13 protein-coding genes are annotated in these 15262 nt (G+C 69.4%); 5 read left to right on the top strand and 8 right to left on the bottom strand.

Annotated features, from left to right (window positions below; all coding sequences use genetic code 11):
- Positions 1-13: 13 nt before the first annotated feature.
- The 3 genes from ACWEIJ_RS32495 to ACWEIJ_RS32485 are packed head-to-tail and all read left to right on the top strand — an operon-like array spanning position 14 to position 2609.
- Positions 14-1372, top strand: coding sequence for a ferredoxin reductase family protein (locus ACWEIJ_RS32495; RefSeq protein ID WP_449841063.1), 1359 nt, complete (start codon positions 14-16; stop codon positions 1370-1372).
- Positions 1373-1386: 14 nt separating this feature from the next.
- On the top strand, positions 1387-1866 hold the full coding sequence (locus ACWEIJ_RS32490; RefSeq protein ID WP_449841062.1) for an FMN-binding protein: 480 nt from the start codon (positions 1387-1389) through the stop codon (positions 1864-1866).
- Between the two features lie 2 nt (positions 1867-1868).
- Complete coding sequence (locus tag ACWEIJ_RS32485; protein ID WP_449841061.1) at positions 1869-2609, top strand: FAD:protein FMN transferase; 741 nt, start codon at positions 1869-1871, stop codon at positions 2607-2609.
- A 180-nt stretch (positions 2610-2789) separates the two neighbouring features.
- Here the strand turns inward: ACWEIJ_RS32485 and ACWEIJ_RS32480 are convergent, their stop codons facing one another.
- Complete coding sequence (locus ACWEIJ_RS32480; protein WP_449841060.1) at positions 2790-3824, bottom strand: ADP-ribosylglycohydrolase family protein; 1035 nt, start codon at positions 3822-3824, stop codon at positions 2790-2792.
- Between the two features lie 102 nt (positions 3825-3926).
- On the opposite strand from ACWEIJ_RS32480, the gene ACWEIJ_RS32475 reads away from it, so the two are divergent.
- Positions 3927-6692, top strand: coding sequence for a BTAD domain-containing putative transcriptional regulator (locus ACWEIJ_RS32475; protein ID WP_449841059.1), 2766 nt, complete (start codon positions 3927-3929; stop codon positions 6690-6692).
- 144 nt (positions 6693-6836) lie between these two features.
- Here ACWEIJ_RS32475 and ACWEIJ_RS32470 read toward each other — a convergent pair whose 3' ends face one another.
- Entirely contained in the window at positions 6837-7601 is a 765-nt protein-coding gene (locus ACWEIJ_RS32470; protein WP_449841058.1) for an SGNH/GDSL hydrolase family protein, read from the bottom strand.
- A 258-nt stretch (positions 7602-7859) separates the two neighbouring features.
- Between ACWEIJ_RS32470 and ACWEIJ_RS32465 the strand changes: the two genes are divergently transcribed.
- Positions 7860-8264 carry a hypothetical protein gene (locus ACWEIJ_RS32465; RefSeq protein WP_449841057.1) on the top strand — a complete coding sequence of 135 codons (405 nt, stop codon included), beginning with the start codon at positions 7860-7862 and terminating at the stop codon, positions 8262-8264.
- Between the two features lie 218 nt (positions 8265-8482).
- Here ACWEIJ_RS32465 and ACWEIJ_RS32460 read toward each other — a convergent pair whose 3' ends face one another.
- Genes ACWEIJ_RS32460 through ACWEIJ_RS32435 form a run of 6 tightly spaced genes read right to left on the bottom strand, consistent with a single transcriptional unit; the run spans position 8483 to position 15211 of the window.
- Positions 8483-9496: an N-acetylglucosamine kinase gene (locus tag ACWEIJ_RS32460; RefSeq protein WP_449841056.1), complete on the bottom strand. Its 1014-nt coding sequence runs from the start codon at positions 9494-9496 to the stop codon at positions 8483-8485.
- A gap of 5 nt (positions 9497-9501) precedes the next feature.
- Entirely contained in the window at positions 9502-10770 is a 1269-nt protein-coding gene (locus ACWEIJ_RS32455; protein WP_449841055.1) for a 6-phospho-beta-glucosidase, read from the bottom strand.
- Positions 10767-11660 carry a carbohydrate ABC transporter permease gene (locus ACWEIJ_RS32450; protein ID WP_449841054.1) on the bottom strand — a complete coding sequence of 298 codons (894 nt, stop codon included), beginning with the start codon at positions 11658-11660 and terminating at the stop codon, positions 10767-10769. Before ACWEIJ_RS32450 ends, ACWEIJ_RS32455 begins: the two co-directional genes overlap by 4 nt.
- Entirely contained in the window at positions 11657-12631 is a 975-nt protein-coding gene (locus tag ACWEIJ_RS32445; RefSeq protein ID WP_449841053.1) for a carbohydrate ABC transporter permease, read from the bottom strand. The genes ACWEIJ_RS32450 and ACWEIJ_RS32445 overlap by 4 nt, the downstream gene beginning before the upstream one ends.
- A gap of 11 nt (positions 12632-12642) precedes the next feature.
- Complete coding sequence (locus ACWEIJ_RS32440; RefSeq protein WP_449841052.1) at positions 12643-13983, bottom strand: ABC transporter substrate-binding protein; 1341 nt, start codon at positions 13981-13983, stop codon at positions 12643-12645.
- Between the two features lie 16 nt (positions 13984-13999).
- On the bottom strand, positions 14000-15211 hold the full coding sequence (locus ACWEIJ_RS32435; protein ID WP_449841051.1) for an ROK family protein: 1212 nt from the start codon (positions 15209-15211) through the stop codon (positions 14000-14002).
- Positions 15212-15262: the final 51 nt, after the last annotated feature.

Below are 15262 nucleotides of genomic sequence, written 5' to 3'. Positions count from 1 at the left end.
CGAGGAGCCCGCCGTGACGACCACCCTGCAGCAACCCGTGCGACCGGCTGCGGCCGGCCGTGCGACGCCGCACAAGGTGCTGGCCAAAGCCGGCCTCTACGTGTTCCTGCTGGCCAACGCGGCGTTCGTGACCTACCTGTTCAACGCGGCCGGCGTCGGGTCGAACAAGCTGGTCAACTTCGGCCGGCTGACCGGTCTGTACGGCGCGCTCGCCATGGCGTTCCAGCTGCTGCTGGTCGCACGGCTGCCGTGGCTCGACCGCAGGCTCGGCATGGACAAGCTCACCTCGTGGCACCGCTGGGTCGGCTTCACGATCTTCTGGATGCTGATCGGTCACCTGACCTTCATCGCGTTCGGCAACGCCGGCGCCGACGGCCCGATCGCCGAGATCATCAGGCAGGCCACCGAGCTCGAAGGCATCCTCCGCGCGCTGGTGGCGTGGACGATCATCATGGTCGTAGGTGTCGTCTCGGCCCGGTTCGCACGGCGCAAGCTGGCTTACGAGACGTGGCACTTCATCCACCTGTACACCTACATCGCGATCTTCCTCGCGTTCACGCACCAGGTCGCGGTCGGCAGCACGTTCCGCAAGTCCGCGCTGGCCACCGGCTACTGGTGGGGGCTCTGGGCGTTCGCGATCTCCTCCGTCGTGATCGGACGGTTGGTGCTCCCGTTCTGGCGCAACCAGCGGCACCAGTTCCGGGTCGCCGCGGTGGTGCCGGAGGCGCACAACGTCGTCTCGGTCTACATCGAGGGCAAGGACCTGGACCGGCTGGGTGCCAAGGCCGGCCAGTTCTTCCTGTGGCGCTTCCTCACCAAGGACCGCTGGTGGCAGGCCAACCCGTTCTCTCTGTCCGCGGCGCCGAACGGCAAGTACCTGCGGCTCACCGCGAAGGCGCTGGGCTCCGGCAGCGCCGACATCCGCAACGTCAAAGTCGGCACCCGCGTGTTCGCCGAGGGGCCGTACGGCGCCTTCACGACCATGCACCAGACCAAGCCGAACGCGCTGCTCGTCGCGGGCGGTGTCGGTGTCACGCCGATCCGCGCGCTGCTGGAGGAGATCCAGGGGCACGTCGTGGTGCTGTACCGGGTCACCGACCCGCGGGAGGCCGTGCTGCTGCGCGAGCTCGAAGGACTGGCGCGGGCCAAGGGCGCGGTGCTGCGCCTCGTCAGCGGTTCGTCGAAGACCATCACCGCGAACGGTCCGCTGCTCGGGCCGGAGAACATCGCCGCGCTGGTGCCGGACGTGCAGGACCGCGACGTGTTCATCTGCGGCCCCAACGGCATGACCGACGCCGTGGTGCGCAGCCTTTCCGAGCTGGGAGTGCCCGGCAACCAGGTCCACGCCGAGCGCTTCGCGCTGGCCGACTGAGAGGGTTCGACGACGTGAAGAGGGCGATTCCCGTACTGGCGCTGAGCGTGGCCGGTCTCGTGCCGGTCTGGCTGTACTCGCCGGGCCCCGCGCACGAGGGCGAGATCAACGAGGCAGCCGCCGCTCCGGAGACCCAGCAGCAGGCGCAGACCACCACGCCCGCGCCGAAGACGTCCGGTTCCGCGCCGGCCGCCCAGCAGCAGAAGCCCCAGCAGCAGACCCAGCAGCAGGCCCAGACCAGAACCGTGGCCGGCCCGGCGGTGAACACCTCCGAGGGCACGGTCCAGGTGCAGATCACGTTGCAGGGCAAGAAGATCACCGACGTGAAGGCGTTGCGGGCCCCCAACAGCGAGCCGACCAGGATGGCGCTGCCGATCCTGAAGCAGGAGGCGCTCAAGGCGCAGAGCGCGGACATCGACACGGTGTCCGGCGCGACCGCGACGTCGCAGGGCTACCGGCAGTCGCTCCAGGCCGCGCTCGACGGGGCGCAGTAGGCATGTCGGTGCGGCGCGTCGAGCAGATCATGGGCCTGCCGATCTCGGTGGACCTGCGTGACGGTGACGACGCTCTGGCCGACCGGGCGTTCGCCTGGCTGCGGGAGGCGGACGAGCGGTTCTCGCCCTTCAAGCCGGACAGCGAGGTGTCCCGGTTGGACCGGGGTGAGCTCACCAGGGAAGAGCTCACCCCGGATCTGGTCGAGGTGCTCTCGTTGTGCGACTGGTACGAGGAGTCCACGGGCGGGGCGTTCACGGCGCAGGTGCCGGGCCGCGGGCTCGACCCGTGCGCGGTGGTGAAGGGCTGGGCCGTCCAGCGCGCCGCCGACCTCCTGCGCGAGGGCGGGGCGTCGGCGTTCTGCCTCAACGCCGGCGGCGACGTCGTGACCGCCGGCGAGCCGGAGCCGGGAAAGCCTTGGCGCGTGGGCGTTCGGCATCCCGATCTCGCCGACCAGCTGTGCGTCGTGCTCGGTGTGCGCGACGGAGCCGTTGCCACGTCAGCGTTGTACGAACGCGGGCAGCACATCCTGGACGGCCGTACCGGTCGGCCCGCCACCGGAATCCTGTCGGTCACGATTTTCGCCGAGGACCTCGCGATCGCCGATACCACTGCCACAGCGGCGTTTGCGCTGGGCAAGGAGGGGATCGACTGGGCGGCGGCGCAGGAGGACTGCGAGATCTTCATCGTCGACGAAGATCGTCGCGTCTTCCGCAGCCCTGGACTTCCGGTACACATCTGTTAACATGCCCGCCCAACGGAGCTTGACTCCGGGGCACGGATTTCGTTGATCAAGAGCTGGATCGGAGCTCGCGCTCGGGGCAAGTCCCGGCCTGCTGTCGACCAACTACTCGTGCGGAAGAGCCTGCCGGCGCGCGAATTCGGGAGCGCGCACCGGCAGGCTCTTTCTGTGTTGGACGGCCGCTCAGGCGTAGCGGTTCTCGTCGAACTCCAGGTTCACCGCGGAGCAGCCCAGGTCGCGGCCCATCGTGTCCAGCACGTCCACGAGCTCCAGCCCGCTCAGCCAGTCGCGCGGCAGCGCATCAGTGCCGTGCAACGCGCCGAGCACGTTGCCGGTCAACGCCGCGGTGGCGTCACTGCCGCCGGAGTGGTTGGCGGCCGCGCGCATCGCGTCGACGAACTGCACCGGCTTCGGATGCGTCAGCACGGTGTAGACCGCGATCGCCAGCGCCTCGGGGCCGGTCCAGCCGCTGCCGAGCCGGTCGACGCGCACGGACGACTCGCCGTCGTGCTCCTCCGCCAGCACCACGGCGCGCGTCAGCACCGTCGCCGTGTACGTGTCGTCGCGGAGCACGCGGCCGATGACCTGGTCGATCGCCTCGCGCAGCGGCCTGCCCTTCACGGCGAGCAGGTGGATCAGCAACGCCAGCGCGCCGCCGGACACCCAGCCGCCGGTGCCGCCGTGGGTGAGCGCCGCGAACCGGCAGCCCAGGTCGTAGGCGATCGAGGCGGACGGCGCGAACCCGGCGGGCGCGGTGCGCGTGACGCCGTTGCAGCCGGACGACTCGTTGTGCGGGTTCTCCGGGGTGGACGGCGTTTCCGCCGCGAGCGCGCGCAGGCACGTCAGGCCCGGCGAGCGGCTCTCGTACAGCCGTTCGTCTGCGAGCAGGCCCACCGCACCCCGTTCCGGGGCCGGTTGCTGCTGGGTGACCAACCAGCGCCGGTAGCTGTGCCACACCATCTCCGACGGCTCCCACTCGCCGGTGCGTTTCCCGCGCACCCAGGCGCGCAGGTACCCGTCGGCGGTGAAGAGCGTCAGCTGGGTGTCGTCGGTGACCAGTGCGGGCTTCGGCGGTGCGAGCACACCTTCCGTGCCGTGTTCGCGCTGGATGTCCGCCCAGCCGAGGTACTGCACAGGTGCGCCGAGCGCATCACCGAGAGCGCCGCCGAGGAGGCACCCGGCGCCGCGGTCAACCACGGAGTTCCGATCTCGCGGCACAGATGAACAGTAGCGTCCCGCGAACTTGAACCGTACTTGTATCTGGCACCCCGGCCAGGACACCTGTTGAAGTGACAAGGTCAGCGGGCGTGAGGGAGGGGCATGCGGAGCAAAACCGGACTCGAGTTCGGCGTGCTCGGTCCACTCCAGGTGCTCGCGGACGGACGGCTCATCCAGCTGGGCCGCCGTGGCATGCGGGGACTGCTGGCCATGCTGGTCGTCGAGGCGAACCGACCCGTCTCGATCGACCAGATCGTCGACGCGCTGTGGACGGACTCGCCGCCGGCCACGGCACGGACGATCGTGCACGGCTACGTCTCCCGGTTGCGCAAGGTGCTGGAGGAGGCCGACCCGTCGGGCTCCGCGACCATCCGCACCACCCCGACCGGGTACCAGCTGACCGTGGACCCGTGGCGCCTCGACCTGCACCGCGCCCGGCAGCTCGTGGCGTCCGCCCGCGGCAAGCCCGCCGCCATCAGGGCGGGCCTGCTGCGCGAGGCCCTGGGGCTGTGGCGCGGCCCCGTGCTCGCGGACGTGCCGGGTGACCCGATGACCTCCGACCTGGAGGAGCTGCGGCTGTCGGCGTTGGAGGAACGCATCGACGCCGAGCTCGAACTGGGCCGCCACCTGGAGCTGGTGGGCGAGCTGCGCGGGCTGTGCACCGAGTACCCGTACCGCGAACGCCTGGTGGCGCACAGCATGCGGGCGCTCTACCGGTCCGGTCAGCGGGCCGACGCTCTTGAGGCCTACCAACGGTTCCAGCGGCGCGCGAGCGAGGAGCTGGGCATCGATCCCGGGCCTGAGCTGCGGTTGCTGCAGGAACAGGTGCTGCGCGACGACCCCGCGCTGAGCCTGATCAGCCCGGTCGAGTCGCGGCCGGTCGCGCCACGTGCGGGGATCGTGGCACCGGCGTTGCTGCCGGCTTCGGCGTCGCGGTTGTTCGGCCGGGACGATGACAGGGCGTGGCTGGACGACGTGTGCGCGGCCAGGAACCTGCTGGGGACCTGCGTCGCGGTGCTGACCGGCCCGCCGGGGGTGGGCAAGAGCGCGCTCGCGATCACGTGGGGGCACGAGAACGCCGAGATGTTCCCGCACGGAGTGCTGTTCGCGTCGCTGGGCGACACCGAGCCGGGCGAGGTGCTGGCCAGGTTCCTGGTGGCGCTGGGCGTGCCCGCGGACGGCGTGCCGGTCGCGCTGGAGGACCGCGTCGGGCTCTACCGGTCGTTGCTGAACCGCCGCCGCGTGCTGGTGGTGCTGGACGACGCGACGGGCTTCGAGCAGGTGCAACCGCTGCTGCCGCCGGGGTCCGGTTCGGTGGTGCTGGTGACGTCGCGTTCGCACATGGAGCGGCTGGTCGTCACCAACAGCGCTCGGGTGCGCAAGCTCGGGCCGTTGGACGACGACGCCGCGCGTGAGCTGGTGGACGACGTGCTGGGCAAGCCGTTGTCGGCCGAAGACCCGGTGGCGGCGCGCAAGCTCGCCGAGCTGTGCGGTGGGCTGCCGCTGGCGTTGCGGGTGGCCGCGGCGAAGCTCGTGATCAGTCCGGAGTGGACGGTCGAGGAGCTGGTGGGGGAGCTCGCCGACGACGGGCACCGGCTGCGTGGCTTGGACCTACCTGAGGCAGGCGTGGGGGTGTCGCGGGCACTGGACCTGTCGACCCGCGACCTGCCGTCCGAGCTGGGCGACGTCTTCAAGTCCGTCGGACTCGCGCCCGGCCGGTTCATGTCGTCGCACGCCGTCGCCGCCCTGACCCGGATCCGGGTCGAGTCCGCGCGGGCCAGGCTGGCCCAGCTGGTGGAGGTGAACCTGCTGGTCGAACCGTGGCCGGACGGGTTCACGATGCACGAGCTGGTGCGCCTGTACGTGCGCGGAGCCGGCCGGCCGGACCTGGACTCGTTGCGGCGCCTGGTGAACTACTACCTCGTCGCCTGCGACCACGTCCGCCGCGCCATCCGGCCGGCGCGCGACGGCCTCGACTTCGCGTTGGGGGACAACGGTTTCACGGCCCTGCCGGCGTTCGGCGACCCGGTCGCCTGGTTCGACCGGGAGTGGCCGAACGTGGTGGCGGTCGTGCACGCGGTCGCCGAAGCGGGTCTGCACGACCAGGTGTGGCAGCTCGTTCGGCTGTTGCACCCGTACGCGACCGTGCGCGCGCTCACCGGGGAGTGGGTCGCGCTGGTCGGGTTCGGCCTGGCCGCGGCCGAGGTGACGGGGAGCCGCCTCGGCCAGATCCTGATGCTGGACACGGCCTACACGACGAACGCCCGGCTGGGACGACCCGTCCTGCTGCCGGACGCTCGCCGCGCGCACCGGCTCGCGACCGAGCTGGGCGAGCGCCAGTACCTGGTGCTGACCCTCGCCCAGCTCGCCGACGTGCTGTTCCGGCTGGAGCAGCACGACGAGGCGCTGCTGCACTTCTGGGAGTCGGTGCAGCTCGCGAAGCAGTCCGGTGACGTCGTCGGCGAAGGCCACGGGCTGAACAACGTGGCACAGGTCGAACAGGCGCGCGGGCGGATCGACGTCGCCCTGCAGCACCAAGCGCACGCCGTCGAGGTGTACCGGCGCTCCGGCGACCAGGTGGCGTTGATCCGCGGTCTGGTGAACCTGGCGGAGCTGCACCTGGAGGCCGGTTCGCTGGACGAGGCGGAGTCGTTGGCGCGCCAGGTGGTCGACCTGGCCGCCGTCGCCGAGGTGACGTACCTGGAGGGCTTCGGCCGGCACGTGCTCGGCGGCGTGCTGCTCCGGCGGGCGGAATGGGTTGCTGCCGCGGCGGAATTGACGGAGGCGCTGCGCCTGTACGCGCAGGTCAACTCGGCTCGCGCGGTCGAGGTGCGGGCCGCTTTGGACTCGCTGTCCTCCGAGGTTTAGCGGGCGTTTAGTCGTCTGGTCCCAAAAAATGGGATGTTGGAGGTGCAGGCCGCCGATTGGGGGATTACCGAGGGGGTAAGGCGCGCCTGCGGTGAAGAGGCTCGACCGGCATTCGGGGGAGAGTGCCGGTCGGGCCGCTTCGTGCTACTGGTAGTTCTCCCCGGTGCAGCGGGCCACCGGCAGGAGCTGCGGCCGCTTCGGCGCCAGGCCGTCGCCCATCGACTCGCCCCGCAGCTGCCGGCCGATCCACGGCACGACGTGCTCGCGCGCCCACTTCAGGTCCGCTTTCCGCTGCGTCACCCAGTCCGCCTGCTCCAGGACGGGCCACGGCGCGCTCCACGAGTGGTCGTCCATCAGCCCCAGCACCTCGGCCGCCTTGAGCGCAACCCGTTGGTGGCCCTCGGGAGAGAGGTGCAGCCGGTCTTCGCTCCAGGCTCGGCGGTCGTGCAGGACGTGCATCGACCAGAGGTCGACCATGCGGCAGTGGTAGCGCTCGGCGATCGACCACAGGTGCGAGTTGTAGATCGCGATCTTGCCCCGCAGGCTCCTGAGCAGCGGCGTCGACCGCGTGTCGAAGCCGGTGAAGATGACCACGTCGCAGCCGGCCGCCCTGAGGTCGGCCACCGCCACCTCGTAGACCTCGGCCAGCGCGTCCGGGTCGCTGTTGGGGACCATGATGTCGTTGCCGCCACCGCAGAACGTGACGAGGTCCGGTTTGAGGGAGATCGCCAGCGGCACCTGCTCGTCGATGATCTCCTGCAGCATCTTGCCCCGGATCGCGAGGTTGGCGTACCTGAACTCAGGCGCCTGCTGGGCGATCATCCCGGCCAGCCGGTCCGCCCAGCCGACGTAGGTGTCTCCCGGGCCCGGGTCGTCCATGCCCTCGGTGAAGCTGTCCCCCAGGGACACGAGACTGTTCCATCGCAGCAGCACAACATCCCCCTCATCGCGCGACTTCGGTCCTTGCACCGCTGTGCCCGCGGCTCCCGATCGCGGGCGACCGCTCAGCATGCACAACCAACCGGTGGTTACGCCACCGTCGGTTACGCGATCGTAGGTTTTGTCGCTGTGGGTGACGATTCTTTTACCACTCGATCGAGCGAAGCTTGAGGCTCGTCCGGGGTGATCGCGGGCGATTTGTCTCGGTCGGTCGCTAGCTTCTGGTGCGTGCGTTCTCGGGTGCCGCTGCCTACTGTTTCGCTTGGTGTCGCGCTGGTCACGGTCGGAGTGCTGGCCGGAGTGGCCATGTCCGCCGGAGTCGTACCGGTTCCCCTGCCCGGTCCTGGCGCGGAACCCGACGTGGCCCAGGAGGGCGGGGATCAGCCGCCCATGGAGTTCGCGCCGGATCCGGTGCCGGCCACGTCCTCGTCCGCGGTGCGGGTGGTGCCGGGGCGGGCTTCCGGCGTTCGGGTGGTCGTCACGCCGCCGCCGCATTCGAACCCGGTGGTGACGCCGGAGAGCGCGGAGCCGCGCGCCAGTGTTGTGGAGACCACCGCGGTGCCCTCGGTTTCGCTGCCCGGCCTGTCTTCGGAGCCGTTGGTCAGTTCGTCCTCCGAGACGCCGGACCCGTAAGGGCGCAGGACGTGGAGAACCCCCGCGGCGACGTGGCGCGTTACGTCGCTGCGGGGGCGTGGGACCTTTCCGAAGGGAAGCGCCGCCGCCGATCAGCTCCCCCTCGGAAAGGGGTGGGACCACTGCTCGGGACGCCGCCGCCGATCTGCCCCGAGCAGTGGGCTTGGGACCGTCTCAGGGGGCGCCGCCGCCGATCTACCCCCTGAGACGGGGTCTGGTCAGCCGCCGGCTGCTATGCCCAGTGCGGCTGTGGGGAGGTGTTCGTCGTAGGCCGAGCGCAGCCTCAGCTCCGCGCTCGGCGAGGCTCCGATGTGGTCCAGGCCCAGCAGGGCGGCGCCCACCACGGGCGGGACGTCCACCACCCGCACCTGGGCCAGCGGGGCGGCTTCGGTGATCTGCTGACGCACCGGGCCGACCACCACGTCGCCGGTGTTGGTCAGGACACCGCCGCCCAGCACCACGTCCACGGGCTCGTTCATCAGGTCGAGCTTGCGCATCGAGACGGTGGCGAGGAGGACGATCTCCTCGATCAGGCGGTCGATCTGGGCCAGGGCCACGGCGTCACCGCGGGCCGCCACCTCGAAGACGAGGGGGCACAGGGCGTGCGGGTCCAGCTCGATCTCCTCGAAGTGGATCTTCTCGACCACTTTGAGGATGGACGTTTCGTCGTAGTGCGCGAGGAGGGCCGGGAGGAGCTCGGTCGGCCGGCCTCGGCCGTCCTCCGCGCGGACCGCGTGCCACAGGGCGTCGTTGCCGAGCTGACCGCCGCCGCCCCAGTCGCCGGAGATGGCGCCCAGTGCGGGGAACCGGTGGGTGCGGCCGTCCCTGGCCACGCCCACCGCGTTGATGCCCGCGCCGCAGACGACCGCCACGCCGCCGGCCGCGGCCGTGCCGGCGCGGAGCAGGGCGAAGGTGTCGTTGCCCACGAAGGTCGTGGTGGACCAGCCTCGCTCGGAGATCGCTCGCGTCAGGTCCTCCTCCTCGCGGGGGAGATCTGCTCCCGCGAGGTAGGCGGAGGTGTGCGAGGCGATCGGCTCGTCAGGGGACAGTCCCGCCAAAGCCGCGGCCTCACGTGCCAGTCCCTCGAACACGTCGAGTCCGCGCTTCATGCCGACGGTCTGCGGCGGCGCGCCGGGGCCGCGCACCTGCGCCAGCACCCTGCCGTCCGCGTCGACCAGCAGCACCGCGGTCTTGCTGTTCCCGCCGTCGATCGCGAGCACCCGGTCCGTCATCGGTGTCAGGCTCCCTTCACCCACGGCAGCAGGTCGCGGTTCTGCGCGATCAGCTCGTCGGCCAGCCGGTCCGCGATGGCGTGCTGGCCGATCAACGGGTGGGCGAGCAGTGCGTTGGCCACTCGGTCGCGGCCGCCGTGGATCGCGGCCTCCAGGGCCAGGTACTCGTAGGCGGTCACGTGCGAGATCAGGCCCGAGATGGTGGGCTCGACCGGGCGCACGGGTAGCGGGGAACCGCCCTTCGCGTCCACTGTGGACGACACTTCGATGACGGCGTCGTCCGGCAGGAACGGCAGGGTGCCGTTGTTCTGGACGTTCACGACGTGCTTCTCCGCACCGGCACCACCGGTCAGCGCGTGCACGAGCTGCACCGCGGCCTCGGAGTAGTAGGCGCCACCGCGCTGCGAGAGCTGCTCCGGCTTCGTCACGACCGACGGATCGGCGTAGATGTCCAGCAGCTCCTTCTCCACCGTGGCCACGACTTCGGCCCGCGGCGGTTCCTTGAGCTGCTTCTTCACGACGACGTCGTGGTTGTAGAAGTAGTTCAGGTAGTACGAGGGAACCATGTTCAGGCGCTGCATGAGGGCGGCGTCGATGCCGATGTGCTCGGCGAGGCCCTCCGCGTGCTGGGAGAGGAGCTCCGGCAGGCGGTCCACGCCGTCCACGTGCACGCCGCGTTCCCACGTCAGGTGGTTCAGGCCGACGTGCTCCAGCTCCACAGTGGACGGATCGACGCCCAGCAGGCCGGAGGTCCAGCGCTGGAACGTGATCGCCACGTTGCACAGGCCGATCGCCTTGTGACCGTGCTGCAGCAGGGCTCGCGTCACGATGCCGACCGGGTTGGTGAAGTTCACGATCCAGGTGTTCTCACCGGCGATCGAGCGGACCTTGTCCGCGATGTCCAGGACGACCGGCACGGTCCGCAGGGCCTTGGCGAGGCCACCCGCGCCGGTCGTCTCCTGGCCGACGCACCCGCAGGTCAGCGGGAACGTCTCGTCGGAAGCACGGGCCGCCTGGCCGCCCACCCGCAGCTGGAGCAGCACCGCCGCCGCGCCCTCGACACCCTGTTCCAGCGACGTGGTGGTGCGCACCTTCGCCGGGTGCCCGGCGTGTTGCAGCAGCCGCTGGCAGAACGGGCCGATGATCGACAGACGGTGCTCGTCCGGGTCGACGAGGACGATCTCGTCCACCGCGAGGCTGGTGCGACGGCCCGCAATGCCGTCGATCAGCTCCGGTGTGTAGGTGGACCCGCCACCGACGACGGTGAGTTTCATCCCTTGACTCCAGTGAACGTGATGCCCTTGACGAAGGACTTCTGGGCGAAGATGAACAGGATGATCGCCGGGATCATCGTCAGGAACGTCACCGCCATTGCTGAGTTCCACTGCACGATGTGCATGCCCTTGAACGTCGCCAGTGCCAGCGACAACGTCCACTGCTCCTTCACCTCACCGGTGTAGAGCAACGGGCCGAAGTAGTCGTTCCAGGTGAAGAGGAAGCAGAACAGCGCCGTGGCGGCGATGCCGGGCTTGGCCATCGGCACGATGATCCGCACCAGTGCCTGGAACTCCGAGCAGCCGTCCACCCTCGCCGCGTCCACATAGGACTGAGGGATGGTCAGCATGAACTGGCGCAGCAGGAAGATGCTGAACGCGTCGAACAGGAAGTACGGGGCGATCAACGGCACCAGCGTGCCGGTCAGGCCGAGCGACGACCACGTGTCGTACAGCGGCACGGCGACGACCTGCGGTGGCAGCATCATCGCGCCGATCACCAGCAGGAAGGCCACGTTCCGCCCGCGCCACTTGAGCTTCGCGAGCGCGTAGGCCGCCGGGATCGACGAGAGCAGCATGCCCGCGGTCGCGAGCAGCGAGTACGTGAGGCTGTTGAACAGGTACTGGAACAGCGGGGCCTTGTCGAAGACCTCGATGAAGTTTCCCCAGTGCCATTCCCTCGGCCACAGGTCCGAGGTGAACGCCTGGTTGTCCGACATCACCGCGGTGAGGAACACGAACAGCACGGGTGTCGCGAACATCAGGCCCAGGACGAGACCGATCGCGTGCGTGGCGACCCAGGTGAGGATTCCCCTGGTGTCACGGGGTTTCTTCGGCTGTTCCGGCTCGGTGGAGACGTCCACCGGTGGCTTGGTGAGCGTGGCGGTCATGCTCCCGGGCCCCCTTCCTCAGCGGCGGAGCCCTTGCGCATCCGCTGCACCAGCACGATCGTCACGGCGAACGAGATGACGAACAGGACGGTCGCCATCGCGGCGGCGTAGCCCATGTCGAAGTACCGGAAGCCTTGCGTGTACAGGTAAACCGGGAACGTCAGCGTCGAGTTGTCCGGGAACCCGAGGTACTTCGTCGATCCCGTCGAGTCCGCCGAGCCCGAGCCCGCCGACCCCGCGACGACGGCCTGGGTGAACAGCTGCAATGCGAGGATCACCGAGTTCACGATGCCGAAGAGCAGCACCGGGGAGATCGTCGGCAGCGTGACGTGCCACCACCGGCGGATCGGGCCGGCGCCGTCGAGCTCGGCGGCCTCGTACTGCTCCTGCGGCACGTCGAGGATCGCGGCCAGGATGATGATCATCAGGTCACCGGAGATCCACAGCATGATCGCGGTGATGCCGGGCTTGGCCCACGAGGGGTCGGAGAACCACAGCGGTGAGTCGAGACCGAACCAGCCGAGCACCGTGGCGAACGGGCCGCCGTTGGGGCGCAGCACCATGAAGAACACGAGCGTCGCGGCCACCGGCGGTGCCAGCGACGGGAGGTAGCAGAGCGTGCGGATCAGGCCCACGCCGGATTTGAGACGTGCGATGACGGACGCCACGCCCAGCGCGAACACGGTCCGCGCGAACGTCAGCACCACGACGAACCACAGCGTGTTCTGGATCGCCTTGGTGAACAAGGGGTCCTTGAACATGAACGTGTAGTTGTCGAGGCCGGTGAACTCCGGAGCGTTGATCAGGTCGTACTTCGTGAAGGAGAAGACGACCGTGGCGACCAGCGGATAACCGAAGAACAGGACGAAGCCGATGATGGCCGGGGCCATGAACCCGAGCACGGTGAGACGGTGGCGGGCACGTGCCCGCCCCCTGCCGGGGGCGGGACGGGCGCCGAGCGTGGCGGTCATCGTGAGATCCCCTACTTGCCGCTCTTGGCGACCTGGTCGTCGATGTTCTTGTCGACTTCCTTGAGGCCCGCCGCCAGGTCCGGGACCTTGCCCGAGGTGTACGCCACCGCGAAGTCGGTCACGGCCTTGATGTGCGCGTCACCGATCGGCGTGACCGGGTTGCCCTTGAGCTTGTCGCTCTTGGCGAGGTCGATGAACGTCTTGAACTGCTCGTCCACCTCGAGGCGCTTGTCGTCCATCGCGGCCTTGGTGCTCGGCACGTTCTTGATGGCGTTGGACAGGTCGACGATCGTGTCGGTGTCGAACGACAGGTGCTTGATCAGCTCCCACGCGGCGCCGGGGTGCTTGGCGCCCTTGGGAATGCCCATGATCGTGCCGGTGGTGAAGGCGGTGCCGTAGTCGGCGGGCTTCCAGGTCGGGAACGGAGCCGTGCCGAACTTGATCTGCGGCGCCTGGGCCTTGAGGAAGGCGGTGCGGTACTCGCCGTCCATCATGATCGCGATCTTGCCCTGGTGGAACGCGTGGTCGGCCGAGTACTCCTGGCCGAGACCGGCGCGGAAGCGCTCCAGCGGCTCGTAGCCGTAGAAGTCCACGAGCTTCTTCTGGAACGTCATCATCTCGGTGAAGCCGGGCGAGGTGGACAGCGCCGACTTGCCGTCCGGCGTCGCCCACTCGGCACCGAAGGACGGCGCCAGGATGGTGGGGCGGTTGGCGTAGAAGCCCATGGTGGGCAGGTAGCCCGCGACCTCGATGTCGCCGTTCGGCGCCTTCTTGGTCAGCTTCTTGGTGTCCTCGAACAGCTCGTCCAACGTCTTCGGCGGGGCCGAGATCCCGGCCGCCGACAGCATGTCCGTGTTGTAGTACATGGCGTAGACGTCGGTGAGCATGGGCATCGCGCAGCGGTTGCCCTTGTACTCGGTGTAGTCCCGGACCGCCGGTGAGATCTGGTTCAGGTCGACCTTGTCGCGGTCGAGGTACGGCTTCAGCGGCTGGAACGCGCCGGAGGAGCAGAACTGGCCGATGTTGTCGGTGGTGAACGACAGCGCGACGTCCGGCGTGTTGCCAGACCGGATGCCCGCGGTGATCTTGTCGTCGTCCTGCGAGCCCTCGTGCTTGATCTCGATGTTCGGGAACTTCTTGTTGAACGTCTTGAGGGCCTTGGTGACCTCTTCGTACTCGCGGTCGGCGTAGTTGCTCCAGACCGTGAGGGTGAGCTTCTCGTCCTTGCCAGGAGCAGCTGCGGCGTCGGAACTCGCGCCGCCACCCTTGCCCGCCGCACACGCGGTGAGGGTCAGCGCTGTAGCCATTCCTGCGGCGACACAGAGCAAGGCAGCACGGGTGTGCTTGCGCATGTGCACTCCTTCTCGATCAACGTGGGGACCCGGCGACCACAGGGCCGCGGAATGGAGCCGTGGTGGCTGCCGGCAGACCGAACACCTGCTCGCGTGCCACGGCCAGGGCCGAGTGCAGTGCGCCGCTGCGCACCGGCTTCCCGGTCACCAGAGCCAGCTGGACAGGTGTCCTCGGCACCACCAGTTGCCGCAGTTCCGCGGCAACGAGATCGTTCAGCGTGGTTCCACCTGCCTGGGCGATGTCGCCGGACAGGAGGATGAGTTCCGGGTCGAGCACCGCGACGACGCTGGCCACGCCCGTGGCGATCCGCCTGGCGAGGTCGACCATGAACTCCCGGCCCGCGGGTCCCGCGGCCAGCGCCTTGCGCACGGCCCCGTGGCCGTTGCGCGCGGCGAGCCCGTGAGCCCTGGCGAGCTTGCAGATCGATGCGTTGCTGAGCAGCTCACCGAACGTGCCGCCGGAGCGGTCGGTGTCGGTGTCGGCCGCTGCGCGGTCGGGGATCATCAGCCCGTCGATCTCGCCCGCGCCACCGGAGGCGCCGCGCAGCAGCACCCCGTTGATCACGACGGCGGCACCGACGAGGTCCGCGGGCCAGATGACGACGAAGTCGCTCACCTCGGTGGCCCGTCCGGCGACCATCTCCTCCAGCGCGACGAGGTTGACGTCGTTCTCGACGCTCACCGACGTCGCGAGCTGCTCGGACAACCGGCTGGGCACGTCGAAACCGCTCCAGCCGGGCAGATGAGGTGCGTAGGCGAGCTCACCGTTCGCGGGGTTCACCGCTCCCGGACAACCCACCACGACGTGCAGCAGCTGGTCGGGCTGCAGGCCTGCCTGCCCGCACGCCTTGCCGACCGCGCTCACGAACGCCTCCAGCACACCGTGCTTGGCGGGCATCGGCGCCTTGTGCTCGGTGAGCACGGTGCCGGAGATGTCCGCGATCGCGATGTCGACCGTCTCGGGGGTGAGGTCGATGGCCGCGATGTGCGCGAGGGCCCCGTTGACCGACCACAGCTGGGCACGCGGCCCGCGTCCGCCGCCGCGCAGCCCGTTGCGGACCACGGTGTCGGCGGTTTCCAGCCGGGTGAGCAGCTGTGCGGTCGCCGGCTTGGAGAGGCCGATCAGGCCTTCCAACTCCGACCTGGTCAGCGGCCCGTTGCGCAGCAAAGCCTCGATGGCTGCGCGGTCGTTGATCTCCCGCAGCAGTCGTGGGCTTCCGGCACGCATTAGGTCCGCTCCTGTCTGTTAACTTTCCAGACGATTTCGTGGAGACGGTAG

The sequence above is a fragment of the Lentzea sp. NPDC004789 genome (assembly GCF_053601075.1).
This window is presented reverse-complemented; position numbering and strand designations above follow the sequence as displayed.